The sequence below is a fragment of the Teichococcus rhizosphaerae genome, assembly GCF_002631185.1.
Lineage (GTDB): Bacteria > Pseudomonadota > Alphaproteobacteria > Acetobacterales > Acetobacteraceae > Pseudoroseomonas > Pseudoroseomonas rhizosphaerae.
In genome coordinates this window covers 68638-92160 of sequence record NZ_PDNU01000030.1, presented here as the reverse complement: position 1 = coordinate 92160, position 23523 = coordinate 68638, and the positions used below count along the sequence as shown (strand labels likewise).

The 23523-nt window shown below is 72.5% G+C and carries 20 protein-coding genes and 2 pseudogenes; 8 read left to right on the top strand and 14 right to left on the bottom strand.

Annotated elements, in window-relative coordinates; all coding sequences use genetic code 11:
* The 8 genes and pseudogenes from CR162_RS14890 to CR162_RS14855 all read right to left on the bottom strand — a co-directional run.
* Positions 1 to 1066 (bottom strand): peptide ABC transporter substrate-binding protein (locus tag CR162_RS14890; RefSeq protein WP_141563162.1); only part of this gene is annotated, 1066 nt, incomplete at its 3' end.
* Positions 1067 to 1357: 291 nt separating this feature from the next.
* Positions 1358 to 2626, bottom strand: coding sequence for an NAD(P)/FAD-dependent oxidoreductase (locus tag CR162_RS14885; protein ID WP_099096323.1), 1269 nt, complete (start codon positions 2624 to 2626; stop codon positions 1358 to 1360).
* Positions 2627 to 2634: 8 nt separating this feature from the next.
* Complete coding sequence (locus CR162_RS14880) at positions 2635 to 3978, bottom strand: NAD(P)/FAD-dependent oxidoreductase (protein ID WP_099096322.1); 1344 nt, start codon at positions 3976 to 3978, stop codon at positions 2635 to 2637.
* Positions 3979 to 4049: 71 nt separating this feature from the next.
* Positions 4050 to 4718, bottom strand: coding sequence for a haloacid dehalogenase type II (locus tag CR162_RS14875; protein WP_099096321.1), 669 nt, complete (start codon positions 4716 to 4718; stop codon positions 4050 to 4052).
* Between the two features lie 158 nt (positions 4719 to 4876).
* Positions 4877 to 5848 (bottom strand): annotated as a pseudogene (locus CR162_RS22875) (Bug family tripartite tricarboxylate transporter substrate binding protein).
* Between the two features lie 67 nt (positions 5849 to 5915).
* Complete coding sequence (locus CR162_RS22870; RefSeq protein WP_281254984.1) at positions 5916 to 7181, bottom strand: CaiB/BaiF CoA transferase family protein; 1266 nt, start codon at positions 7179 to 7181, stop codon at positions 5916 to 5918.
* A gap of 60 nt (positions 7182 to 7241) precedes the next feature.
* A pseudogene (locus tag CR162_RS22865) lies at positions 7242 to 8339 on the bottom strand (CaiB/BaiF CoA transferase family protein); the annotation flags it as partial.
* A gap of 66 nt (positions 8340 to 8405) precedes the next feature.
* Positions 8406 to 9131: a GntR family transcriptional regulator gene (locus tag CR162_RS14855; protein ID WP_176559862.1), complete on the bottom strand. Its 726-nt coding sequence runs from the start codon at positions 9129 to 9131 to the stop codon at positions 8406 to 8408.
* A gap of 102 nt (positions 9132 to 9233) precedes the next feature.
* Here CR162_RS14855 and CR162_RS14850 point away from each other — a divergent pair, with 102 nt between their 5' ends.
* The 4 genes from CR162_RS14850 to CR162_RS14835 all read left to right on the top strand — a co-directional run bounded on the left by CR162_RS14850 (position 9234) and on the right by CR162_RS14835 (position 13591).
* A complete protein-coding gene (locus CR162_RS14850; protein WP_099096317.1) occupies positions 9234 to 9446 on the top strand; it encodes a biotin/lipoyl-binding carrier protein in 213 nt (70 codons plus the stop codon).
* Between the two features lies 1 nt (position 9447).
* Positions 9448 to 10833, top strand: coding sequence for an acetyl-CoA carboxylase biotin carboxylase subunit (locus CR162_RS14845; protein ID WP_099096316.1), 1386 nt, complete (start codon positions 9448 to 9450; stop codon positions 10831 to 10833).
* A 26-nt stretch (positions 10834 to 10859) separates the two neighbouring features.
* Entirely contained in the window at positions 10860 to 12443 is a 1584-nt protein-coding gene (locus tag CR162_RS14840; protein WP_099096315.1) for an acyl-CoA carboxylase subunit beta, read from the top strand.
* 161 nt (positions 12444 to 12604) lie between these two features.
* Positions 12605 to 13591 (top strand): Bug family tripartite tricarboxylate transporter substrate binding protein, encoded by a 987-nt coding sequence (locus CR162_RS14835; RefSeq protein WP_099096314.1) that lies wholly within the window; start codon positions 12605 to 12607, stop codon positions 13589 to 13591.
* A 173-nt stretch (positions 13592 to 13764) separates the two neighbouring features.
* On the opposite strand, the gene CR162_RS14830 is transcribed toward CR162_RS14835, so the two are convergent.
* The 3 genes from CR162_RS14830 to CR162_RS14820 are packed head-to-tail and all read right to left on the bottom strand — an operon-like array spanning position 13765 to position 16545.
* The gene (locus CR162_RS14830; protein ID WP_099096313.1) at positions 13765 to 15144 is read right to left on the bottom strand and encodes an NAD(P)/FAD-dependent oxidoreductase; all 1380 of its coding nucleotides are present in this window, start codon (positions 15142 to 15144) and stop codon (positions 13765 to 13767) included.
* Positions 15141 to 15443 carry a (2Fe-2S)-binding protein gene (locus CR162_RS14825; protein ID WP_099096312.1) on the bottom strand — a complete coding sequence of 101 codons (303 nt, stop codon included), beginning with the start codon at positions 15441 to 15443 and terminating at the stop codon, positions 15141 to 15143. Before CR162_RS14825 ends, CR162_RS14830 begins: the two co-directional genes overlap by 4 nt.
* A complete protein-coding gene (locus tag CR162_RS14820; RefSeq protein ID WP_099096311.1) occupies positions 15424 to 16545 on the bottom strand; it encodes an NAD(P)/FAD-dependent oxidoreductase in 1122 nt (373 codons plus the stop codon). The genes CR162_RS14825 and CR162_RS14820 overlap by 20 nt, the downstream gene beginning before the upstream one ends.
* Before the next feature lie 500 nt (positions 16546 to 17045).
* Here CR162_RS14820 and CR162_RS14815 point away from each other — a divergent pair, with 500 nt between their 5' ends.
* From CR162_RS14815 to CR162_RS14800, 4 genes are all read left to right on the top strand, one after another.
* Positions 17046 to 17600 (top strand): thiamine pyrophosphate-binding protein, encoded by a 555-nt coding sequence (locus CR162_RS14815; protein ID WP_245870386.1) that lies wholly within the window; start codon positions 17046 to 17048, stop codon positions 17598 to 17600.
* A 4-nt stretch (positions 17601 to 17604) separates the two neighbouring features.
* The gene (locus CR162_RS14810; protein WP_099096309.1) at positions 17605 to 18207 is read left to right on the top strand and encodes a thiamine pyrophosphate-dependent enzyme; all 603 of its coding nucleotides are present in this window, start codon (positions 17605 to 17607) and stop codon (positions 18205 to 18207) included.
* Positions 18208 to 18278: 71 nt separating this feature from the next.
* Positions 18279 to 18836, top strand: coding sequence for a chromate transporter (locus CR162_RS14805; RefSeq protein ID WP_099096308.1), 558 nt, complete (start codon positions 18279 to 18281; stop codon positions 18834 to 18836).
* Positions 18833 to 19360, top strand: a complete 528-nt coding sequence (locus CR162_RS14800) for a chromate transporter (RefSeq protein WP_099096307.1) — start codon at positions 18833 to 18835, stop codon at positions 19358 to 19360. Before CR162_RS14805 ends, CR162_RS14800 begins: the two co-directional genes overlap by 4 nt.
* A 111-nt stretch (positions 19361 to 19471) precedes the next feature.
* On the opposite strand, the gene CR162_RS14795 is transcribed toward CR162_RS14800, so the two are convergent.
* From CR162_RS14795 to CR162_RS14785, 3 genes are all read right to left on the bottom strand, one after another.
* A complete protein-coding gene (locus CR162_RS14795) occupies positions 19472 to 19744 on the bottom strand; it encodes a hypothetical protein (RefSeq protein WP_099096306.1) in 273 nt (90 codons plus the stop codon).
* 107 nt (positions 19745 to 19851) lie between these two features.
* A complete protein-coding gene (locus CR162_RS14790) occupies positions 19852 to 20607 on the bottom strand; it encodes an aspartate/glutamate racemase family protein (protein ID WP_099096305.1) in 756 nt (251 codons plus the stop codon).
* A 132-nt stretch (positions 20608 to 20739) separates the two neighbouring features.
* The gene (locus tag CR162_RS14785; protein WP_176559861.1) at positions 20740 to 23208 is read right to left on the bottom strand and encodes a glycosyl hydrolase; all 2469 of its coding nucleotides are present in this window, start codon (positions 23206 to 23208) and stop codon (positions 20740 to 20742) included.
* Positions 23209 to 23523 lie beyond the last annotated feature (315 nt).

Genomic DNA, 23523 nt, shown 5'->3' with positions numbered 1-23523 from the left:
GCGGCGGAAGATCCGGGTTGTAGGCCCAGGATTCGCGCGGTGCGAAGGATTCGGTCGGCTTGTGCAGGCCGTAATAGATGACGTCGATGATGCCCTTCTTGTTGATGGCGTAGTAGAGCGCCTGCCGCACCGCCTTCTCGGAGAGCGCCGGAAGCTCGAGGTTCGGCATCAGCAGCTCGAGCGACGCGCTCGGGACGGTGGTCACCCTGCGCCCCGGCAGCTTCACCGCCTCGGCGTAGAAGTTGGCGGGAATGCCGGTGCCGATGATCAGGTCCACCTGCCCGGTGCGGAACTGCGCGTAGAGCGCCGTCTGGTCCGGGATGTATTTCAGGATGGCCCGCTCCAGATACGGGCCGGCGCCATGGTAGCGCTCATTGGCGGCGAGCTGGATGTGGTCGCCCGGCACGCGGCTGCTCCAGCGGAACGGGCCGGTGCCGACGGGGGTGGCGTTGAACGGCGCCGCGTTGGGATCGGCCGCCCTCTCCAGCAGGTGCCTGGGCACCATGTAGGTGTTGGAGAGCAGCGCCAGATAGGGCGCATAGGCCTTCTCCATCCGCCAGGCGATCTCGTGCGGTCCCTTCACCACGATGTCCTTCACCAGGCTGTGGCCCTGGCGGGTGCGGGTGCGGAAGGACGCGTTGTTGATCAGCTCCAGCGTGTAGCGCACATCCTCTGCCGTGAAGGGCGCGCCGTCATGCCAGACGACGCCCGGCCGCAGCTTCACGGTCCAGGTGAGGCCATCCTCGCTGATGCCGCCATTGGCGAGCGATGGCACCTCCACCGCCAGGTCCGGCACCAGCGTGCCATCGGGCTCCGGCCACCACAGGGTGCTGAACACGTTCATCCACACCGTCTCGTCCACCTCGATGCCCGGCATCAGCGGGTTGAAGACGGTGGGCTCCTGCGAGATGCCGACGACCACCTGCCCCTTGCGGGCTGAGGGTGGCGGCGGCACCGCGCGCTGCGCCCTGGCGGGCGCCCCGGCCAGGGCGGCACCCGCGCCCAGCGCCAGCAGGCCGCGCCGGCCGAGCGCCGGCCGCGACAGGAGTGTCCGGATGTCGTTCATGATGTTCAGCCCCCGCTTCGTTGGCCCCGGCCGGCCCGGCGATGGCGACCGGATGCGCCTTTGTTCTTGCCCTGTGCCCGGCGCCACGCCGCCTGCCCGGGCCCCGCGAAGGGCCGGGCGGGCACGCATGTCCCCGGCGGAGGCGCCCGGGCTTTCCGCCGGTTCCGCCTCCGCAACGCTGCCGATTGTGCGCCACGCGCGGGGCCAGGAACATGCCGATTGCGGCCGGCGCCCACGAAGAATGTGCCGATTCATGTGGCTGGCGCGGCAGGCCGTGCCGCTGCCTGGCCCTCAGGAAATCCGGTCCTGCACCCGGTAGTAGAGGCCCACCAGCGGCATGAACCAGGGCGGGCCGAAATGCCCCGGCACCGGCCGCCATTCCAATCCGCGGAACGGATTGGCCTCCACCCTGCCCTCCATCACCTCGGCCATCACGCCGCCCATGTGGACCGACATCTGCACGCCATGGCCGCTGTATCCGGTGGCGTAGAACAGCCCGTCCCGCTCGCCGGCACGGGGGAGGCGGTCCTGCGTCGCGTCGATGATGCCGCCCCAGCAATAGTCGATGCCGACGCGGCCAAGCTGGGGAAAGGTCTCGTGCAGCCCTCGCTCCAGCACGCGGCCGCTCCTGGCGTCCGAGGCGCGGGAGGGCAGGGCGAAGCGCGCCCGCCCGCCCCAGACGAGGCGCCGGTCCGGCGTGGTGCGGAAGTAGTTGCCGATGATGCGGGTGGTGGTGCCGTTGCGCGCCCTCGGCATGATGTCGGCCAGCACCGCCTCGCTCAGCGGCTCGGTGACGATGACGAAGGAGCCGAGCGGCACCAGGCGGCGGCGGAAGTAGAAGGGGCCGAGGCGGCTGGCGCCGGCCGCCAGCAGCACCTGCCGCGCCCGCAGCGTGCCGCGCGGGGTGGCGAGGCTGTGGCCCCCCCCAGGCTGGCGCCTCAGCGACAGCACCGGCGCGTTCTCGAAGATCCGCGCGCCCTGCCGCCGCGCCGCCTCGGCCAGCCCCATGCCAAAGCGGCCCACATGCATCTGCGCGCTCTTGCGGTAGACCAGCCCGCCGAAGAAGGCGTCCGAGCCGATCTCGGCGCGCAGCCTGTCGCGCGGCACCAACTCGGTCTCCGCGTCGGCCTCGCGGTGGAGCAGCTCGAAGCCGCGCGCGATCTTCTCGTAATGCGCGGGCTTCGCCGCCAGCTTGATCTTGCCGCAGCGGCGGAAGTCGCAGTCGATCCGCTCCTCGCGCGCGATCCGCTCCACCGTGTCCACCGCCGCGTCGAAGGCGTGGTAGAGGCGGCGGGCATGGTCGAGGCCGAGCGCCTGGACGAGGCCGGCGAAGTCGTGCGCCGTGCCGTTGTTGACGTGGCCGCCATTGCGCCCCGAGGCCGCGCCCATCACGCGCGCCGCCTCCAGCAGCGCCACGCTCGCCCCCTTGCGCGCCAGGTGCAGCGCCGCCGAGAGCCCGGTGAAGCCGCCGCCGATCACGGCGACATCGACGCTGCCCTCGGCCGGGCCGGGCTCCGCGCCGGCGAAGGGCGGGGCGGTGTCCAGCCAGTAGGGCAGCATCCTCACCGTCACATCATCCCCGGCTTCTGGATCGGCGAGCCATCCACCAGCCGCGCATAGCGGAAGGGCGAGGGATCGACGACCGGCGCACGGCCCATGACCAGGTCCGCCGCCAGCCGCCCGGCACCCGGCCCGATGCCGAAGCCGTGGCCGCTGTAGCCGGTGGACAGGAACAGCCCCGGCAGCGCGTCCACCGCGCCGATGACCGGCACCGCGTCCGGCGTGGAATCGATCCAGCCGCCCCACAGCTTCGCCATCTTGACCCCGGCCAGGGCGGGATAGGAGCGGCCGAGCTGCGCCAGCGCGGGCTCCACGATGGCGGCGTTCGGCGTGGGGTCGAGGGTGCGCATGTCCTCCGCCTCGAAGATGGTGGGGCGGTCCATGCGCCAGCGCCCGGTGATCGCCTGCGGGCCGCGGAAGAAGGACTCGCCGATGCCGAACTTCACCATCTTCCGCCGCGCCACCAGCGTCGGCCAGAACTTGCGCGCGTAGCGTATGCCCTGCGGCGTGATCTCGATCTGCCCGCGATTGTTGGCGGCGACGATGTAGCCGCCATCCTGCCGCCGCCCGATCGTCACGTCCGGCGTGTAGAGGCCGCCCGGCGTCACCTCCTCGGCCGGCTCGGTGACGAAGATGGTGGAGCGGATGCTCGATTGCGGCAGGTCGATGCCGTGCCGGCGCAGCAGCATGGAGGACCAGGCGCCCCCCGCCAGCAGCACCGCGCCGGCGCGCAGCGTGCCGCGCTCCGTGATGACGCCGGCGACGCGGCCGCCCTGGATGTCGAGCCCGCGCACCGCGCAGCGCTGGTGGATGGTGGCGCCGAGGCGCCGCGCCGCCGCCGCGATGGCGGGCGCCGCCTTGCGCGGCTCCGCCATGCCGTCGCGCGGGGAGAAGATGCCGCCGATCCAGTCCGCCGCGCCCGAATGTCCCGGCGTGCGGGCGCGCGCCTCCTCGGCGGTGAGGATCTGGTTGTGCACCTGGTAGCCGCGCGCCATCTCGATCCAGCGCCGCCAGCTTTCCAGCTCCGCCTCGCTGCGCGTGGCATAGACGAGGCCGGTGCGGCGGAAGCCCACGTCGATGCCCGCCTCGGCCGGCAGCGTGTCCCACAGCTCCATGCTCTTCAGCATGAGCGGGATCTCGCGCTCGTCGCGGTTCTGGATGCGGCACCAGCCCCAGTTGCGGCTGGACTGCTCGCCCGCCACCACGCCCTTCTCCAGCACCGCGACGCGCTGCCCGGCCTTGGCGATGAAGTAGGCCGCCGTGATGCCGGCGATGCCTCCGCCGATGATCGCGACGTCCACCTCCTGCGGCAGGGCGGGGTCACTGGCGACAGGATCGACGGGAGGCGACATGGGCTGGAACCGTTCTCATCTGCGAGGGTGAAAGGCCGCGGCGGCGGCGCGGCGCTACTCTGGCGGCTTTCTCAGAGGCCGAGAAGGCCGGGCAGGCCGCCGATGTCGGGGATCTCGTGGAAGCCGTAGAAGGCGTTGCCGCGCGGCTCGTGGCCGCGGTTCACCCAGGCCTTGTCGCGGATGCCGAGGTCGTGCGCCGTCATCAGGTCGTAGCGGAAGGAGGAGGAGACGTGCAGCAGCTCCTCCGGCCTCGCGCCGAGCTGGTCCAGCATGTGTTCGAAGGCCTGCATGCGCGGCTTGTAGGCCTGCGCCTGCTCGGCGGTGAACACGGCGTGGAACGGCGCCTCCAGCAGCGCCACGTTGCGGTGGATCTGCTCGTTGGCGGCGTTGGAGAGGATGACGAGCGGAAACTCCCGCGCCACCCGCGTCAGCGCCGCCGGCACGTCCGGGTGCGGGCCCCAGCCCGGCACGGCGTCGTAGAAGACGCGGCCATCGCCCTCCTGGCTGCTGATGCCGTGCTTGCGGCAGGTGCGGCGGATGGCGTTTTCCAGCACCTCGGCATAGGGCTTCCAGGCGCCCAGCACCTCGTCCATCCGGTAGGCGCTGAAGTCCTGCAGGAAGGCGTCCATGCGCCCGGCCGGCACGCGGCCGGCGAAGTGCTCGCGGGCCACCGGGCCCATGCGGAAGTTCGTCAGCGTGCCGTAGCAGTCGAAGGTGATGAATTTGGGCCGAAGGGGCATCAGGGGCATCCTTCCGATCCGGCGCCGCCGGCTTGTCCGATGCCCCCATGCTAGGAGGCGGCGCCTGGCAGGGAAGCACAGCCTTCGCCAGGCGGGACGAAGATCGTGCCGTTTCGGCCCGCCCCGCCGGCACATCGTGCGGCGCCCCCGCCGCCGCCTCAGGCCACGCTGATGTTCCGCTCCCGGATGAGGCGGCCATAGCTCGCATGGTCGTCCCGGATGAGGCGGCCGAACTCGTCGAGGCTCAGCGGGCCGAGCGTCATATCGGGCGTCGCGCGCTGGCGCACGAGCTCGCTGCCCACTGCCTTCCGCAAGGTGCCGGCCAGGATGCGGCACACCTCCGGCGGCGTGCCGGCGGGGGCGCAGATGCCGTGCCAGTAGCGCACCACGAGGTCGGGGTGGCCCTGCTCACGGAAGGTGGGCACCTCGGGCGTCGCGGGCAGCCGCTCGGGCGTGGAAAGGGCCAGCACGCGGAAGCTGCGGTTCTCCATGTGCGGCAGCAATGTGTTCAGCGAGCCGGCATAGAAGGGGATGCGCCCCGTCATCAGGTCCGCCAGCGCGGCCTGCTCGCCGCGATAGGCGACGTTGACCATCGACAGCCCGGTCCGCCCCTGCAGCATCTCCATCACCAGGTGCGGCGTGCTGCCATTGCCGACGCTGCCGAAGGGCTGGCCCGGATTGGCCTTCAGCCAGGCCAGCGTGCCGGCCAGGTCGCCCCCCGGCACGCTGGCCGCGGCGGCGAAGGCCACGGGCGCGCGGTAGACCAGGGTGAGGGGCGCGAAATTGGCCGGCTAGTAGGTGATGGCGGGATAGAGATTCGGGTTCAGCGCCAGGGTGCTGGTGGCCACCCAGCCCAGCGTGTAGCCGTCCTTCGGCGCCCGCGCCGCCGCCTCGGCGCCGATCATGGTGTTGGCGCCCGGCTTGTTCTCGACCACGATGGGCTGGCCCAGCGTCTCGCGCGCCACCTCGGCCACGGCGCGGGCCAGCCCGTCCCCCACGCCGGGGGCGAAGGGATAGATCAGCCGCACGGGGCGGCTGGGGAAGGGCGCCTCGGCCCTTGCGCGCGTGGCGGCCAGGGCGGGCAGGGCCAGGGCGCCGAGCAGCGCCCGGCGTGCCAGGGTGATGGACATGCTTCCTCCTCCTTGCCGGCCCTTTCCCGGCCATTGCCGGCGGGGCCTTTGTTCAGGCGGCCCGCTCTCAGGCGGCGGGGGCGCGGGCGCGGCGCTCGGAAACCGGGACCGCCTCCTGGCCGATCACCCGCATGGCCGCGAGCCGCTCCAGCTCGGCCGCGCCGAGGCCGAGCAGGCCGCCCAGCACCGCCGCGTTGTCCTGGCCCAGCGTCGGTGCCGGACGGCGGACGGGATAGGGCGCGCCCCCGGCCTCGCGGAACGGCGCGGAGGGCTGCTCGTGCGGGCCGAGAAAGGCGCGGTCCACCACCTGCCAGAAGCCGCGCGCGGCAAGGTGCGGGTCGCGCTTCAGCGCGCTTGGCCACAGCACGGCACCCGCAGCGACGCCAGCGGCCTGGAGCGCCCGCATCGCCCCATCCGGGCTGTGCCGCCGGGTCCAGGCGGACAGGGCCGCTTCCAGCTCCGCCTCCCTGGCGCGCCGTCCCTCCAGCGCCGCGAGTTCCGCATCCTCCGCCCATTCGGGGCGGCCGATGGTGCGTGCCAGGGCCTGCCAGGCGGCGTCGTCCTGCGCGGCCACCACCACCCAGCCCTCTCCCTCGCAGGGAAAGGCGCCATGCGGCACCTGGGCGGGGTGGCGGTTGCCGAGGCGCGGGCCGGGCGCGCCGGTGGCGGAGGTGGCGATGATCCAGGGCGCCACCAGCGGAAAGAGGCATTCCACCTGGGCGAGGTCGATCTGCTGGCCCTCGCCGGTGCGCCGGTGGTGCAGCAGCGCCACCAGCAGCGCCGCCGCGCCGTTCAGCCCGCCAATCGGGTCGCCATAGGCGAGCTGGTTGGTGGTGGGCGGCCAGTGCGCCTCGCCGGACACGGCGGGCAGGCCTGAGGCGTGCTCCAGCGTGGAGCCATAAGCACGCGCGTCGCGCCATGGCCCCTCCAGCCCGAAGGCGGGCATGGACAGCATCACCAGCCCCGGCCGCTCCGCCGAGAGCGCCGCGTAATCCAGCCCGAGCTTGGGCAGCACCTCGCGCGCGTAGTTCTCCACCACCGCGTCCACCTCGCGCACCAGGCGCTTCAGCAGCGCCTTGCCCTCGGCGGTGGTGAGGTCGAGCGTGATGCCGGCCTTGTTGCGGTTGAGGATGCCGAAGCGGACGTCCCGCTCGTAGCGCCGCTCGGCGAAGAAGGCGGGGCGCGGATCGACGCCGCGCCACCAGTCCGGATACTGGCAGGCCTCCACCTTGATCACCTCGGCGCCGAGGTCGGCGAGCTGGCGGGTGCAGAGCGGCCCGGCCCAGCCCATGGATAGGTCGAGGATGCGCAGGCCCGCGAGCGGCAGCGGCACCGGCTTCAGGGCGGGCGCGGGGCGCGGCGGCGGCGCGGGCAGCGCGTCATCCGCCCCGGCGGCGGGGGCGGGGCCGCCGGGCAGGGGGGGGGTCCGGGTCAGGCGCTGCGGCAGGGTCGGTCCCTCGAAGCGCGCCGTGCCACGCTCCACCGTGCCGAAGGCATCGCGCGCGCGGTGGGTGGGGATGGACAGCAACGCCTCCATCTCCGGCACCACGGCGAAGGGCAGGCGGCGGCGGATGGCCTCCTCGAACCATTCCCCGGCATCGCGCTCGCGCAGGCGGGGAACGAAGAGGGCCTCCAGCGCATCGGCATGGCGCAGCCGGTCGGGCCCCACGACGAAGCGCGGATCCGCCGCCAGTTCCGGCAGCCCCACCATCTCGCAGAAGGCGCGGAACTGCGCGGGCGTCACGATGGTGACGCCGAGCCACCCCTCGCGGCAGCGATAGACCCCGAGCGGCGAGGAGGGCGCGAAGCGGTTGACGCCATGGCGCCGCTCCACCTCCGGGTTGGTGACGCTCTGCGCGGCCTGGTATTCGGCGACGGCGACATTGGCCTCGTGCAGGCTGATCTCGAGCCGCCGCCCCGTGCCGGACCACAGCGCCGACGCCACGGCGTTGAACGCGGCCAGCGCCCCCGTCACCGCGCCCGCGATACCGCCCAGCAGGGAAGGCGGCCCTTCCGCCGGCCCGGTGCAGGCGAAGATGCCGGCCAGGGCGCGCATCACCGTGTCCGTGGCCGCGAAGTCCCGGTAGGGGCCGCTCTCGCCGAACCAGGAAAGCTCGGCCGCGACGAGGTGCGGCAGGTCCAGCCCCAGCCGCGCGCCTTCCCGCGCGGCGGGCGTGCGGCCATCGAGCAGCACGTCGCAGCCCGGCAGCAGGGCACGGGCGCGGTCCAGCCCGGCGGGGATGGCGAGGTCGGCGATGAGGCTGCGCTTGTTGGTGGAAAGTCAGGCGAAGAGCGCGGAGTCCGGCCCTTCCGCCGTTTCCACCAGCGGCGCCGCCCGGCGCAGCGCGTCGCCGCCCGGCGGCTCCAGCTTCAGCACCTCGGCCCCGAAATCGGCGAAGAGCTTGCCGAGATAGGACAGGGCGACGCCCTCGCCCAGTTCCAGCACGCGGAGATGCGCGAGCGGCAGGGGAGCGTCCGGCGGCCGGGGCATGGGCATCCTCCCTGGGCCGCCACGGGAAGGCGGCCAGCTTTGTGATTTGTGATAACAAAAACGCTGCTACTCCGCCGCGTCAAGCGCCGTGCGGGAACGGGGCAGGGCACCCACATTGATCTCCGGCAGGCGCCGCAGCAGCACCTCCGCATAGACGCTGATATCACGCTGGATGGCCAGCCGCGCCAGCGCGCCATCCCGGGTGCGCATGGCGCGGATGATGTCGTTGTGCGGATGCGCGTCCGGGTGGTGCAGGAAGCGCACCTCGCGCAGCCCGGCCACCAGCGGCCCGCATTGCAGCCAAAGGCCCTCGATGATGCGCGCCAGCACCGGCATGTTGGCGAGGGCGCAGATCTCCATGTGGAAGCGCTCGTTCTCCACCAGCATCGCGACACCTTCGCCGTCGAGCCGCGCCTGGGTCATCCGCGCATGGATGGCGGCCAGCCGCTCGGCATCGGCCGGGGTGGCGCGCTCGGCGGCGCGGGAGGCCGCCTTGCCCTCCAGCTCGCCGCGCAACTCGGCGATCTCGCGGAACCGCTCGTCGGACAGCACCGGCACCCGCACCGAGCGGTGGTCGAACTGCTCCAGCGCGCCCTCGCTCACCAGCCGCGCCAGCGCGTCCCGCACGGGCGTGGCGCTGACGCCCATTTCCTGCGCCAGGTCGCGCAGCTTCAGCTTCTCGCCGGGGCGGAAGCGGCTGCGCATCATGTCGGTGCGGAGCCGCTGATAGACCTTGGCACCGATGCTTTCTGCCGTGATGGGAAGGGACGAGGGGTCCGTGGTGTCGGGCATGCGCCGGTTCCTGCCATGCCAGGGTTCCGCTTGACACTCCCCCGGCCACGCTGTGATTTGTGACAACAGATAATTGCTTTCGGGGGAAACCACCATGGCGAGATGAAAATCGCCGCCGAGATCGCGGCTTCCGTCTGGCAGATCCAGGCGCGGCCAGGGGACACTCTGGCGGAGGGCGACACCGTCCTGCTGCTGGAATCGATGAAGATGGAGATCCCGGTCGCCGCCCCGCGCGCCGGGCGCCTGACCGCCCTGCTGGTGGCGGAGGGGGACCAGGTGGAGGAAGGCCAGACCGTCGCGCTGCTGGAGGCGTGACATGGCCGACGACGCCGTCCTGATCACCAACCGGGGCGAGATCGCCTGCCGCATCGCCACCACCTGCCGGCGCATGGGCCTCCCCACCGTCGCCGTCTATTCCGAGGCCGATGCGGGCGCGATGCACGTGGCCGCCGCCGACCGGGCGGAGCCGGTGGGGCCGGCGCAGCCGCGCCAGTCCTACCTCTCCATTCCCGCGCTGATCGAGGCGGCACGGCGCTCGGGCGCGCGCATGGTGCATCCGGGCTACGGCTTCCTCAGCGAGAACCCCGATTTCGCCCAGGCCTGCGCCGAGGCCGGGCTGCTGTTCATCGGGCCCTCGCCCGAGGCCATCCGCGCCATGGGCGGCAAGGCCGCCGCCAAGGCCGTGGCGCGGCGGGCGGGCGTGGCGGCCGTGCCGGGCTATGACGGCGAGGACCAGTCCGAGGCCCGGCTGCTGGCCGAGGCGGAGGCCATCGGCTTCCCCGTGCTGATCAAGGCCGTGGCGGGGGGTGGCGGGCGCGGCATGCGCGCCGTGGCCGAGGCCGCCGGCTTCCCCGCCGCGCTCGCCGCGGCGCGGCGCGAGGCCGGCGCCTTCGGCGACGACCGCGTGCTGGTGGAGAAGCTGGTGCCCCGCGCCCGGCACATCGAGGTGCAGATCCTGGCCGACAGCCACGGCACCGTGCTGCACCTGGGCGAGCGGGACTGCACCCTGCAACGGCGCAACCAGAAGCTTGTCGAGGAATCGCCCGCGCCGGGCGTCGGTGACGCGCTGCGCGAGGAACTGGGCCGCCGCGCCGCCGCCCTGGCGCGGGCGGTGGGCTATGTCGGCGCCGGCACGGTGGAGTTCGTGGCCGAGGCGGGCCCCGCCCCGCGCGCCGACCGGATCTGGTTCATCGAGATGAACACCCGCCTCCAGGTGGAGCACCCGGTGACGGAGATGGTCACGGGCCTCGACCTGGTGGAGTGGCAGATCCGCGTGGCGCGGGGCGAGAGGCTGCCCTGGCGGCAGGAGGACATCCGCCTCGGCGGCCACGCGGTGGAGGCGCGGCTCTGCGCCGAGGACCCGGCGCGCGGCTTCCTGCCCTCGCCGGGCCGGCTGGCGGAGCTGGTGCTGCCGGAGCCGGCGCCGGGCCTGCGCATCGACACCGGCGTGCGCCAGGGCGACACGCTGACACCGTTCTACGACCCGATGATCGCCAAGGTCATCGCCCACGGGGCCAGCCGGGCCGAGGCGCTGGCGAAGCTCGCCGTGGCGCTGGAGGGCTGCTCGGGGCGGGGGGTGGCGCTGAACGCCGCCTTCCTCGCCGCCGCGCTGCGCAGCCCCGCGATGCGCGCGGCCGAGATGGACACGCATTTCCTTGAACGCGCCCGCGCCGGGCTGCTGGCCGGCGACGCCGCCGCCTGAACCCCGACGCCCACAGGAGCGCCCCCATGCCCGACACCCACACCCCGCCCGCCACCAGCTGGCAACCCGAGCTGGACGAGCTGCGCCGCCGCGAGGCCATGGCGCGCGAGATGGGCGGCCCCGACAAGGTGCGCCGCCAGCACGAGGGCGGCCGCCTGACCGTGCGCGAGCGGGTGGACCGCCTGGCCGACCCCGGCAGCTTCCACGAGGTGGGCGCCATCGCCGGCCGCGCGGAATACGAGCCGGACGGCACGCTGCGCCAGCTCGTTCCCTCCAACTGCGTGTGGGGCCGCGCCCGGGTCGATGGCCGCCCCGTGGTGGTGGTGGGCGACGACTTCACCGTGCGCGGCGGCTCGGCGGACGCCACCATCCGCGAGAAGCCGCTGATGGCCGAGCGCATGGCCAACGAGTTCCGCCTGCCCATCATCCGCGTCATCGAGGGCTCGGGCGGCGGCGGCTCGGTCAAGACCATCGAGACCACGGGGCGGGCCAACCTGCCGGGCGGCGTCGGCGGCACGGGGCTGTTCAACTACACCACGCTCAACCTCAGCGCCGTGCCGGTTGTGGGGCTGGGGCTCGGCTCGGTGGCGGGCCTCGGCGCCGCGCGGCTGGCCGCCAGCCACTACTCGGTGATGACCAAGTCGGCGGCGATGTTCGTGGCCGGCCCCCCCGTGGTGGCGCGGCTGGGGCAGGACCTCAGCAAGCAGGAGCTGGGCGGCTGGGAGATCCAGACCAGGAGCGGCGGCGTGGACCATGCGGTGGACACGGAGGAGGAGGCCTTCGACTGCGCCCGCCGCTTCCTGTCCTACCTGCCTTCCTCGGTCCATGAGCTGCCGCCCGACATCCCCTGCGAGGACGACCCCGCGCGGCGCGAGGAGAAGCTGTTCTCCATCGTCCCGCGCGACAGGCGCCGCGTCTACCAGATGCGGCACATCATCGAGGCCGTGGTGGACAAGGGCAGCTTCTTCGAGCAGGGGAAGATGTTCGGCCGCTCGCTGATCACCGGCTTCGCCCGCTTCGGCGGCCGCGCCGTGGCGCTGATGGCGAGCGACCCGTATTTCTACGGCGGCTCCTGGACGGCCGATACCTGCCAGAAGGTCGTCCGCTTCCTCGACATGGCCGAGACCTTCCACCTCCCCGTGGTCTATCTGGTGGACTGCCCCGGCTTCATGATCGGGCTGGAGGCGGAGCGCGCCGCCACCATCCGCCACGGCGTGCGCGCCATGGCGGCGATGAACCAGACCACCGTGCCCTGGTGCAGCATCATCATCCGCAACGCCTTCGGCGTGGCGGGGGCGGCGCACCAGCCGGCGGGGCGGCTCTCGCTGCGCTATGCCTGGCTCTCGGCGCGCTGGGGCTCGCTGCCGCTGGAGGGCGGCATCGAGGCCGCCTACCGCGCGGAGATCGACGCGGCGCCGGATCCCAAGGCCAAGCTGGCCGAGATCGAGGAGCGGCTGAACCAGTTCCGCTCGCCCTTCCGCACTGCCGAGACCTTCTGGGTGGAGGAGATCATCGACCCGCGCGAGACGCGGCGGCTGCTGTGCGACTTCGCCGAACTCGCCGGCCCGCTGCGCGCCCCGCAGCCGGGGCGGTTGCAGATGCGGCCCTGAGCCGCCGCGCCCCAGCTCTCCGCGCTTCTCGGGGAGCCGGGGCGGCCTTGCCGGCAGCGCCGGGCGGAACAAGCGGGAAGTGGGGTGCCGCGGTTCGCGCCGTCGGCACCCGCATCGAACGAACAGGCTCCACCCAAAGGGGCCGAGGGAGGACATCCACCATGCTGCGATACCTGCTGCCGGCCACGCTGCTGGCCGCCTTCACCGCCACGCTGCCCGGCCGGGCCCAGGCCCAGCCCGAGGCTCCGGCCCTGCCGGACCAGCAGCTGCACATCATGGCCGGCTTCGCGGCCGGCGGCACCTCGGACCTCGTGGCGCGGCTGATCGCGGAGGGTGTCGGCAACGTCTCCGGCCGCCGCGTGGTGGTGGAGAACCGCACGGGCGCCAACGGCTTCCTCGCCGCCGAGGCGGTGGTGCGCAGCCCGCCGGACGGCTCCATGCTGTTCCAGTGCGCCATGGGCACCATGACCATCAGCTCCGAACTGCCCGGCATGATCATGCCGATCGATCCGCGCAAGGATCTGGTGCCGGTCGCCAATGTGGCGCTCTCCAGCTACGGCGCCGTGGTGCGGGCGCGCGGCTCCTACCAGGACATGGCCGATGTGCTGAAGGCGGCGAAGGCCAAGCCCAATGCCGTGAGCTACGCCAGCGCCGGCATCGGCACGGCGCAGCACCTGACGGGGGAGAGGCTGCAGCGCATGGCCTCCGTGCAGATGCTGCACGTGCCCTACCGGGGCGCCGCGCCCGCGGCGATGGACGTCATGGCGGGCCGCGCCGACTTCATGGTGACCAACCTCGGCGACGTGATGGGGCAGATCCGCGGCGGCGAGCTGCGCCTGGTGGCGTTGGGCGACGCCTCGATGAAGTCCGCCTTCCCCAAGACGCCGCTGCTCTCCGACACGGTGCCGGGGCTCGAGGTGGTGGGCTGGTTCGGGCTGTGCGGCTCCAGCAACATGCCCGACCCCGCCATCCGCGCCTGGGCCGCGGCGGTGGAGAAGGCGCTGCAGGACGAGACGTTGCAGAAGCGCCTGCGCGAGAACGGGCTGACGCCGCTCTACGAGGGCCCCGCCGCCTTCGCGGAACGGATGGAGAAGGACCGCCAGGCCTGGCGCGAGGTCATCACGGCGGCCAAGGTGCGGGTGGACTGAAGCGGCTTCCGCCCGGCCGACTTGGATGCATCCAGCACGCCGGGCGAAACCTCGCCCGGCGCGTGAGGCCTGCAATCCATCACGCTGTTATTGAAGGAACTCCTCGGCCAGTCGTGGCGAGCGGCAGGGGGCCTGGCCGAAGCGGGCCAGGGCGGTGCCCACGGCCAGCGGCGTCACGCCGGCTCCTCCTCCGGCAGGTCGGCCAGCTCGCCCACCGTGATGGGCTTGTAGGGCGCGCGGGGGCGCAGCACCCCGGCCTCCCGCACGGGGATGCCCCGCGTCTCGGCGACCAGCGCGGCCACCGTGGCGCCGCACATCCGCCCCTGGCAAGGGCCCATGCCGGCACGCAGATAGGCCTTCACCTGGTTCGGCCCCGTGGCGCCGAGCCGCGCCGCCTGCCGCACCTGCCCGGCGGTGACCTCCTCGCAGCGGCAGACGAGGGTGGCATCCTCCGGCGGGGCCAGAACGGCGGGGGAAGGGGCGTGGAGCGCGTCGAGAAAGGGGCGGAGCGCCAGCGCGGCCCCGAGCGCCGCCCGGTGCGGTGCGGCGCGGCGGTCGCGCGCGGCGGCGTCCAGCCGGCCGGCGCGGTGCGCGGCATCCAGCGCCGCCAGGGCGCCGGCCTCCACCGCCGCCTGCCAGCCGCCAATGCCGCCCCCGTCGCCGGCGATGGCGATGCGCGGCGCGCTGCTGGCGCCCCATCCATCGAGCACGGGGCGCCAGCAGAGCTGGGCCTCGTCCCATTCATGCTCCAGGCCCAGGGCGCGCGAGACATGGGTGGACGGGATGACGCCCTCATGCAGCAGCAGCACGCCGCATTCCGTGGCGCCGCCCTCCCAGGCCACGCGCCGCACCCGGCCCTCGCCTTCCGCGCGGAGGCCGCGCACGCCGGAGACCACCTTCATGCCGGACCGGCGCGCTTCCCACAGCAGGGCCGCGCCCTTGGCCAGCATGGCGCGGCCCCGCCACAGCCCGCCCCTGGCCAGCGCCCGGCGCAGCGCGCCGCGCGGCGTGGTTTCCAGCAGCAGGGCGGGCGGCTTTCCGGCGCGGGCGAGCTGCGCCGCCAGCAGCCACATCAGCGGCCCCTGGCCCGCCAGCACGAGCCTGCCCTCCGGCACCGCGCCCGCCTGCTTGAGCATGATCTGCGCCGCACCCGCGCTCATCACCCCGGGAAGGGTCCAGCCGGGGACCGGCACGGGGCGCTCCTGCGCGCCGGTGGCCAGCAGGATGCGCGCGGCGCGCGCCATGCCGCCGCCCCGCGGGCCGCGCAGCGAGAGCAGGCCGGCCTCGGCGTCGATGTGCCACACCGTGGTTTCGGGCCGGTAGTCGATGTTCGGCATGGCACGGAAGCGGCGCGCCAGCAGGGCGCCGGCCACCGCGTATTCCCCCGCCAGGGCGGGATCGCCCGCGGCGCGCTCCACGCCGCGGAAGATCTGGCCGCCCGGGGCGGGCTGCTCGTCCAGCACCAGAACGGACAGGCCGAGGCCCGCCGCCTCCAGCGCCGCGCTCATGCCGGCCGGGCCGGCGCCGACAATGGCGAGGTCGAATTCCTTCATGCCGCCGTTCCCGCCAGCCGGGCGCCACACTGCGGCGCGATGCGCATCCCTGGCCGCACCGTGACCATGCAGGCCTGCCGGTTGGCGACGCCGTCGATCTCGGCCAGGCAATCGAAGCACACGCCCATCATGCAGTAGGGCAGGCGGGGGGCGCCGCTCACCGGCGTCTCGCGGCTGGCGGCGAGGCCGGCCAGCAGCAGGGCGGCGGCGGCGGAGGCGCCCTCGGGCACCGAAAGGGGCTGGCCGTCCACCAGCACCTCCACCGTGGCGGGGCGGAACTCAGGCCGCGTGGCGAACATCGAAGCGTCTCGCAGTGAAGGGGGCCATCTCGGGTTCCAGGGCGCCGGCGGCGATCATCGGCGCCAGGCGGTTGGCATGGGTGCCGGCCAGCGTCACGCCGGAATGGCAGTTGGCGGTGAAGGCGCCGGGGAAGCGCTCGGACTGGTCGTAGATGGGCAGCCCGTCGGGCGCCATGACGCGCAGCGCCGACCAGGCGCGGACGAGGTTCAGCTCGGCGATCCAGGGAAAGGAGAGCACGGCGCGGCGGGCGATCTGCTTCATCACCTCGGGGTTCTGGCCGAGGTCGAAGCCGGCATCCTCCTTGCTGTCGCCCAGCATCAGGGAGCCTTCCTCCGTTTGCCGGATGGTGGTGGTGGGCATGGGCAGCACCTGCCGCGTGCGCTCCGTCACCAGGATCTGCCCGCGTTCCGGCCGCACCGGCGCGGACAGGCCGAAGCGCGGCGCGAGTTCCGCATTGCCGAGCCCGGCGGCCAGCACGATGCGCGGCGCGCGGTGCAGCACGCCCTCCGCCTCCACCGCGAAGTCGTTGGCGGCGGCGGTGCCGCGCTCGACGCGCGCATTGGGCTGGTAGCGGCCACCGAGACCGGTGAAGCCGGTGTGCAAGGCCCGCAACAGGGAGAGCGGGCTGGCATGGCCGTCATAGGGCGTCCAGCTCACCCCGGCCACCTTGGGGCCGAGGCCCGGCAGCATCTCCCGCGCCTCGGCGCCGCGGATCATGCGGTATTCCATGCCGAAATTGCCGGCCTCGCGCCGCAGCCGCGCCATGGCGGCGCCGCGCTTCTCGAACTCCTCGTCCGAAAGGCAGATATGCACGCCCCCCGGCTGGTGCAGCCCGGTGCCGATGCCGGTCTTCTCCCTCAGCTCGGCGGCCAGCGCCGGCCATTCCTCGGCCGAGCCGCGCGTCCAGCGCTGGTAGTGCGGCGCGCCGAGGCCCTTGGACTGCACCCACACCAGCCCGAAATTGCCGCGGCTGGCACGGAAGGCGACATCCCCCTCATCCAGCAGCAGGGTGCGGAGCCCCTGGCGTTGCAGCCCATAGGCGATGGCGGCGCCCACCAGGCCGCCGCCCACCACCAGGGCATCGTGGTTCTCGGTTCTCATGCGCGGCGTTCTCCGCTCGGCAGGCGGTCGATGGGGTCAGATGCGGTCCAGCGCCGCCAGCACCCGCGCCGCCACCAGCATCGGCGCGGTGAAGGCGGAGGCGGCTAAGCGGCCCGGCCATCCGGTCGATAGAGGCGAAGAGCCGCACCGGCAACGGCGTCTCGGCAGGCGGGATCAGGAACAGGCTCGCCGTCAGCCCGAGATGCCGGGGCGAGCGGCGGCAGGGGTGATGCGGCGGAACGCGGTGAGGCCGCCCGCGCCAGGATTTTACGCCACGCCCCCGGCGGGCGGGCCAGGCCCCGTGGGCCGCCGCCACCAGGCGCGCCATGTGGGGCGGCACCGCCGCGAGGTGCGCGGCCGGCAGCGCCCTCAGGAAATCATGCCCGTTGAAGCGCATCCGCACGACAAGGGGGCGGCCCGATGGATTGACAGACAATTCCCGCGCGGCCGACAGTGGCGGGGCATGCGGGGCGTTCCCCGCCCAGGGAAAAGGGGAGGAGATGGTGGACGTACATGGCATGGACGTGGCTCCGGCGGCCACGGAGGAATGGCCCGGCGCGCTGTTCGCCCTGCTCAAGGCGCATGACATCCGGCAGGTCGCCTTCGTGCCGGATGCGGGGCACTCCCACCTCATCCGCCGTTGCGAGGAGGATCCGGACATCAAGGCCATCGCCCTCACCACCGAGGAGGAGGGCATCGGGCTGATGCTGGGCGCCTGGCTCGGCGGCGAGCGCGGCGTGCTGCTGATGCAGAGCTCGGGTGTCGGCAACTGCGTCAACATGCTCTCGCTCGCCACGCTGCACCGGACGCCGATGCCGATGATCGTGACGATGCGCGGCGATTTCGGCGAGTTCAACCCGGCCCAGGTGCCGATGGGCAATGCCACCCAGACCGTGCTCGAGGCGATGGGCACGCTGGTGCGCCGCGCCGACCGCAAGGAGGACGTGGTGCCCACCGCGGACGCCACGCTGCGCATGGCCTTCAACACCTTCCGCCCCACCGCGACGCTGATCGGCCAGCGGGTGCTCGGCGCCAAGACCTTCGGCAAGGAGTGAGCCCATGGCGATGATATCCTCCGGCACGCTGGACCGCCGCGCCGTCGTCAATGCCCTGCTGGCCGAGCGGGGCGAGCTGGCGGTGATCGCCGGGCTGGGCGCGCCGGCCTGGGACATCACGGCGGCGGGCGACCATCCGCGCAACCTGCCGCTCTGGGGCGGCATGGGCTCGGCCGCCAGCATCGGCCTCGGCCTCGCGCTGGCGCAGCCATCCCGCCCCGTGCTGGTCATCACCGGCGATGGCGAGATGCTGATGGGCCTCGGCACGCTGGCCACCATCGCCGTGGCGAGGCCGCCCAACCTCTCGGTCGTGGTGCTGGACAACGAACATTACGGCGAGACCGGCATGCAGCGCACCCACACGGGCGCGGGCGTGGACCTGGCGGCGATCGCGCGCGGCGCCGGCATTCCGCGCGTCCACACGGTGCGGGAGGAGGGTGAGGTGGCGCCCCTGCGGGCGGCCATCCACGCGGCCTCGGGGCCGCTCTTCGCGCAGGTGAAGATCAGGGCGGACGCGTTCAAGCTGGTGCTGCCACCGCGCGAGGGCGCCTATCTCCAGGCGCGAATGCGCGAGGCGATCCTCGGCCCGCAGGCGCATCTCGCCTGAGCGGCCGCCCCGCCGGATCGCTCCCCCGGCGGGGCGCCCATCCCCGCCCTGCCGCCGGGAGGAACGATGCCATGCCGGATGCCGCCGCGCCGCCCGCCAGCCCGCCTTCCTGCCGCGCCCTGTTCCTGGGCTTCCTCGCCCTCGGGCTGATGGGCTTCGGCGGCGTGCTGCCGATGGCGCGGCGCATGCTGGTGGAGGACCGGCGCTGGTTGCCCGCCGAGGCCTTCACCGAGCTGCTCGGCCTGTGCCAGTTCCTGCCTGGCGGCAACGTCATCAACCTGTCCGTCGCGGTGGGCATGGAGTTCCGCGGCGTCGCGGGCGCCGTCTCGGCGCTGCTGGGGCTGGTGCTGGGGCCGACGGCCATCGTGATCGGGCTCGGCGCGGTCTATGACCGCTTCCGCGACGACCCGATGCTGCAGCACATGTTCGCGGGCCTCGCCGCCGCCGCCGCCGGCCTGCTGGTGGCGACGGCGCTGAAGATGCTGGCGCCGCTGCGGCGGAACGCGCGGGGGCTGCTGGTGGTGGCGGCCACGCTCCTGGCCATCGGCGTGGCGCGCTGGCCGCTGCTGCCCTGCATGCTGGTCCTGGCGCCGCTCAGCATCCTGCTCTGCGGGCGGCGCGGCCAGTGACCGGCACCCTTGTCGCGCTGGCGGTCATCTTCACCCAGCTTTCCCTGCTCGCCTTCGGCGGCGGCAACACCATCCTGCCCGAGATGCAGCGGCAGGTGGTGGAGGTGCACCGCTGGATGTCGGCGCAGGAGTTCAGCGCGCTGTTCGCGCTGGCCCAGGCGGCGCCGGGGCCGAACATGATGGTGGTGCCCCTGGTGGGGTGGCACGTTGCGGGGCTGCCCGGGCTGCTGGTCTCGGCTTTGGCCAAGTTCGGCCCTTCCTCGGTGCTGACGGGGGTGGTGGTCGGGCTGTGGCGCCGTTTCCGGGAACGCCCCTGGCGCCGCGCGGCGCAGGCGGGGCTGGTGCCGCTGACGGTGGGGCTGGTCGCGGCCAGCGCGCTGCTGATCGGGGGCATCACGGCCCACAGCCTGGGACTGCTGGGAATATTGGCGGGGGTGGCCGGGCTTTCGCTGCTGACCCGGCTGCATCCGCTCTGGCTGCTGGCGGCGGGCGCCGTGGCGGGGCTGGCGGGCACCGGCGGCTGAAGGGTTGCGGGCCGGACAGGTTCCCAGGCGAGGCCAGGAACGCCTTCCAGCCCGTTGTTCCTGAAAATTAAGTGCCTGGCACGGCCGAGGCCGCGCCAGGCAGGGCATCGATCACGCCTGGGGCTGCGGGGTTTGCGGCCCGGGCGGCGAGAGCGGGGGGATCTCCGTGGGCTGGCTGGGGGCGGGCACCTCCGGGCCGGGCTGGCTGGGCTGATCGGGGACCGCGGGACCGGGCGGCAGGCCGGGAAGCTCCGGGACCGGCCCGGGCGATGGCGAGGACGGGGCCTCATCCGGGCCGCGGTAGGGCGGCAGGCCGGGCAGCTCGGGCGGCGCGGCGGGCTCATCGGCCGCGCCACGGGCCGGCGAGGGGAAGGGCGTGCTCATGGCAGGATCCATCGCTGACATGCCGGTGTAACGCCGCCCGGGGCCGGCCGTTTTCAGCCTTCCGGTGCTCCGCCCCCGGAAGGGTCAAGGCGCGGCCGCGCCCCGCCTCAGGGCGCCGGGAAGATCCGCGGGCGCAGCCCGGCATGGAGGTAGCTGATCATCGTGTAGATGTCGTGGACCGGCAGCCTCAACTCCTTCTGGAGCGCGGCGGCATAGGGCGGCATGTTGGTGCATTCCAGCACGATCGCGCCCACCTCCGGATGCCGCGCCACCAGGTCGCGCCCCGCATCGAGGATGTCCTGCTCCGCGAGGTCGATATCCATCTCCTCCTTCTCGGCCTTCACCAGCACGCGGAAGAACTCGCGGCCGTTCTCGGTGCCGGCCACGGGGGTGTCGGCCGGCGCGCCGGCGGCTTCCAGGTGCCGTGGCGTCAGCGCGGCGGCGGAGACGGTGATGACGCCCACGCGCCTGCCCGGCGGCAGCATCGCCTGCACCCAGGGCACCTGCATCAGGCTGCTGGTGGCGACCGGCACGCCCACATGCGCCGCGAGCTCCTTCTGGAACAGGGAGAGAAAGCCGCAGGTGGTGGTGATGGCCTCCGCGCCCTGGCGCACCAGCTCCTCGGCCGCGTCGAGGAAGTCGGGCAGCAGGCCCTCCGCGCCCTTCAGCACCACCTTCTCCGAGGTGGCGCCGCGGACCACGCGGTAGAGCACGGGAAAGGGCCAGGTGGCGCCATTGCCCACATCGCCGGGGATGCGCGGGAAGCGCGTCTCCAGCATCAGGATGCCGAGCGGCGCGCCATAGACGGCCTTGCCGCCTCGGGCGACGCCCCGGCGGGCGGGCGGGGAAAGCGTGATGTCCATGTCATCCCTCAACGGAAAGGGCGGGAAGCGGCATTGTGCCGCTCCCCGCCCGAGGCGTCGATCAGGGCGTCCGATCCGTCCGGGACCGTGGCGTGGCAGGCGCCCTCCCGCGGGGAGGGCGCCTGCCGCCGCTCAGCTGAACATGTAGTCGGAGGAGGCGAGGCCGCTGACGCCCTGGAGGGTGAGGCAGGTGTCGGACCCGTCGGCCGCGTGGATGGCGAAGAGGTTGCCGCCCTCGTGGCTGATGCTGGCGCCCTTGCCGAAGCCCTGGAACACCAGGGTGTCGCCGCCGGACTTGCCCGCGCCCTCGAAGTCCGTGATCAGGTCGTGGCCCAGGCCCTTGCCGATGACGAACTTGTCGGCGCCCTTGCCGCCGGTCAGCACGTCGTTGCCGGCGCCGCCGTTCAGCGTGTTGGGGCTGTCATTGCCGATGATGCGGTTGTCCAGCGCGTTGCCGGTGGCCGCGGTCCAGGACGTGCCGGTGACGACGAGGTTCTCGACATTGGCGGGCAGGGTGTAGCTGGAGAGCCAGGTCTCCACCGTGTCGATGCCCTGGCCGGCCAGCTCCACCACCTTATCGCCGGCGGTGTAGACGGTGTAGGTGTCGTCGCCCTTGCCGCCCTTCATGGTGTCGTTGCCGCCGCCGGACTTGAAGGCGTCATGGCCGTCGGTGCCGGTGAGCGTCTCGGTCTTGCTGCTGCCATAGAACCACTTGGCGGGCGTGGCGCTGGCGGGCAGCATCTTCGGCGCGGCGTCCGGCGCGGCGTCCGGCGCGGCCTGCTCGGGCGCGGTCACCACAGGGGTGCTCGGAGCGGGCGTGCTCGGAGCGGGCGTGCTCGGAGCGGGCGTACTGGGGGCAGGGGTGCTGGTGGCGGGCGGCGCGGCCACCGGCGGGGCGGCCTTGATGTTGACCAGCTGCACGTCGTCGGCCGCCAGGCTGGAGAGCTGCACGCCCTTCAGCGTCAGGGTCTGGCCATCGCCCAGGTTCAGCACCGCGTCCGCGCCGGACTGGCTGGCGGCAGCCTTGAGGGCGGCGAAGTCCTTGAAGGCGATGCCGTCGAGCTTGAGGACGTCGCTGGCGCCGGCGCCGCCCCGGAAGTCGGTGACGATGTCGTTGCCCTCGCCCTTGGCGATGACGAAGGTGTCGTTGCCGCCGCCGCCGGTGAGGATGTCGTTGCCACCCTTGCCGTTCAGCACGTTCGGGTTGAGGTTGCCCTCGAGGCGGTTGGCCAGGCCGTTGCCGGTCAGCGTGTTCCAGCCGGTGCCGGTGAGGATCAGGTTCTCGACGTTCTCGGGCAGGACGTAGTTGTTGATCCAGGTCTTGACCGTGTCGATGCCCTGGCCGCCCAGCTCCACCACCACGTCGCCGGTGGTGATGACATAGGTGTCATCGCCCGCGCCGCCCTTCAGCGTGTCGCCGCCGCCGCCGGTGATCTCGTCATGGCCGGTGGTGCCGGTCAGCGTCTCCTTGGCGGAGGTGCCCTTGATGGACTTGGTGGGCGCGGCGCTGGCCGCGGCCTCGCCCTTGGCGGGCTGGGGAGCCGGAGCAGGGGCCGGGGTGGAGGGCGCCGGGGCCGGAGCAGGGGCGGGAGCGCTCGGCGCGGTGGCGGCCTGGGGCGCCTCGTTCACCGGGTCATCCGCGCCCGGGGGCTTGCCCGCGGTCGCGTCGCCGCTGCCGTTCTCGGTCGGGATGTTGGGCGTGTTGCCGGGCTTGGGCGGCGGGGCGCTGTTCTTGCCGCCGAAGTCGGCCCAGGTCATCTCGCCATCGCCCGAGTTGCGGAACGCCTCCTTGAAGGCCGCGCCGGTCCTGGGGTCGGAGCCGTCGGACAGCTTGCCGGGATAGGCGGCGTCAGAGTCCCAGTAGCTCTGCAGCACGGGGTTGTGCTTCTCGAACCACTCCTTGGCCAGCTGCACGAACGGGCCGGCATTGTCGCCCTTCACGCCCCACTCGGAATAGGCGGTGGGCTTGTTGTGCTGCTTGGCGAAGTTCTCCAGCCACTGCAGGCCGTACTTCTCGTTGACGATCCGGTTGAACGCGGCCACCGGGTCGTTACCCTGGTATTCGGGCTTGTAGTAGAAATCCATGCCGATGACGTCGACATACTCGTCGCCCGGATAGATCGAGGCGGGGTCGATGCCGCCATTAGCGTGGTTGATGTTCCACTCGAACTGGAACCGGTCGGACACCTCCTTGAAGGTGCTGGACATCTGGCGGAAGGCGCCCTTGAACGCCTCCTCCTTGCCGATGGCGTTCCAGAAGAACCAGTCGCCATTCGCCTCCCAGCCGGTGCGGACCATGATCGGCCCGTCGCCCGGGGTGCCCTTCAGCAGCGTCTCGGCGACGCTCTTGTAGTACTGGTTGTAGGCGCCGCTCGCGGCCGTGCCGAGATTGCCTTCCCGGCTGATCAGCGGGATCGACCACTGGATGTCGACACCCGTCGGCTTCCACAGGTTCACCTGCCAGTTCGCGGAAGACGTGTAGTCCTTCCAGTTCGAGTAACCAACAACGCCATGAACATAGTCAGGCGTATCGCCAAGCCACCCGGAGAACTTGTTCAGCATGGAGGGATCGTTACCGACATAAACGCCGAGAGCGGTCATGGCTTTACTTCCTTTATAATGGAGCAAGCCGCGGGGGGATTGCTCACTCACATGTGAGTGATATCCGCAATGCCCCCTGGAAGGTCCAGAAAAAACAGCAATATCAAAGGTAAAGAGAAGTAAGCCTGCCATCGCAAATGGCCAAGCATGAGCTAGAAAGTTTCATGAGAATTTACTTTGTTGTTTAAAAATTTGATCCCTGTCTCGCGGAACGAGTTTGTGCCGCAGCCTCTTTGCTCACATTTATGTGAATTACTTTCCGCAGAAACGCACGGTTTCTTGAAGTGTGTCCTTCCTGGATGCCATACGCCGCGC

Coding starts and splice junctions, on each gene's coding strand:
- CR162_RS14880 (WP_099096322.1), bottom strand. CDS start 3,978: ATGTCGCCTCCCGTCGATCCTGTCGCCAGTGACCCCGCCCTGCCGCAG.
- CR162_RS14885 (WP_099096323.1), bottom strand. CDS start 2,626: ATGCTGCCCTACTGGCTGGACACCGCCCCGCCCTTCGCCGGCGCGGAG.
- CR162_RS14825 (WP_099096312.1), bottom strand. CDS start 15,443: ATGTTCGCCACGCGGCCTGAGTTCCGCCCCGCCACGGTGGAGGTGCTG.
- CR162_RS14810 (WP_099096309.1), top strand. CDS start 17,605: ATGGCGATGATATCCTCCGGCACGCTGGACCGCCGCGCCGTCGTCAAT.
- CR162_RS14855 (WP_176559862.1), bottom strand. CDS start 9,131: ATGCCCGACACCACGGACCCCTCGTCCCTTCCCATCACGGCAGAAAGC.
- CR162_RS14845 (WP_099096316.1), top strand. CDS start 9,448: ATGGCCGACGACGCCGTCCTGATCACCAACCGGGGCGAGATCGCCTGC.
- CR162_RS14830 (WP_099096313.1), bottom strand. CDS start 15,144: ATGAAGGAATTCGACCTCGCCATTGTCGGCGCCGGCCCGGCCGGCATG.
- CR162_RS14875 (WP_099096321.1), bottom strand. CDS start 4,718: ATGCCCCTTCGGCCCAAATTCATCACCTTCGACTGCTACGGCACGCTG.
- CR162_RS14850 (WP_099096317.1), top strand. CDS start 9,234: ATGAAAATCGCCGCCGAGATCGCGGCTTCCGTCTGGCAGATCCAGGCG.
- CR162_RS14840 (WP_099096315.1), top strand. CDS start 10,860: ATGCCCGACACCCACACCCCGCCCGCCACCAGCTGGCAACCCGAGCTG.
- CR162_RS14820 (WP_099096311.1), bottom strand. CDS start 16,545: ATGAGAACCGAGAACCACGATGCCCTGGTGGTGGGCGGCGGCCTGGTG.
- CR162_RS14790 (WP_099096305.1), bottom strand. CDS start 20,607: ATGGACATCACGCTTTCCCCGCCCGCCCGCCGGGGCGTCGCCCGAGGC.
- CR162_RS14785 (WP_176559861.1), bottom strand. CDS start 23,208: ATGACCGCTCTCGGCGTTTATGTCGGTAACGATCCCTCCATGCTGAAC.
- CR162_RS14795 (WP_099096306.1), bottom strand. CDS start 19,744: ATGAGCACGCCCTTCCCCTCGCCGGCCCGTGGCGCGGCCGATGAGCCC.
- CR162_RS14805 (WP_099096308.1), top strand. CDS start 18,279: ATGCCGGATGCCGCCGCGCCGCCCGCCAGCCCGCCTTCCTGCCGCGCC.
- CR162_RS14815 (WP_245870386.1), top strand. CDS start 17,046: ATGGTGGACGTACATGGCATGGACGTGGCTCCGGCGGCCACGGAGGAA.
- CR162_RS14835 (WP_099096314.1), top strand. CDS start 12,605: ATGCTGCGATACCTGCTGCCGGCCACGCTGCTGGCCGCCTTCACCGCC.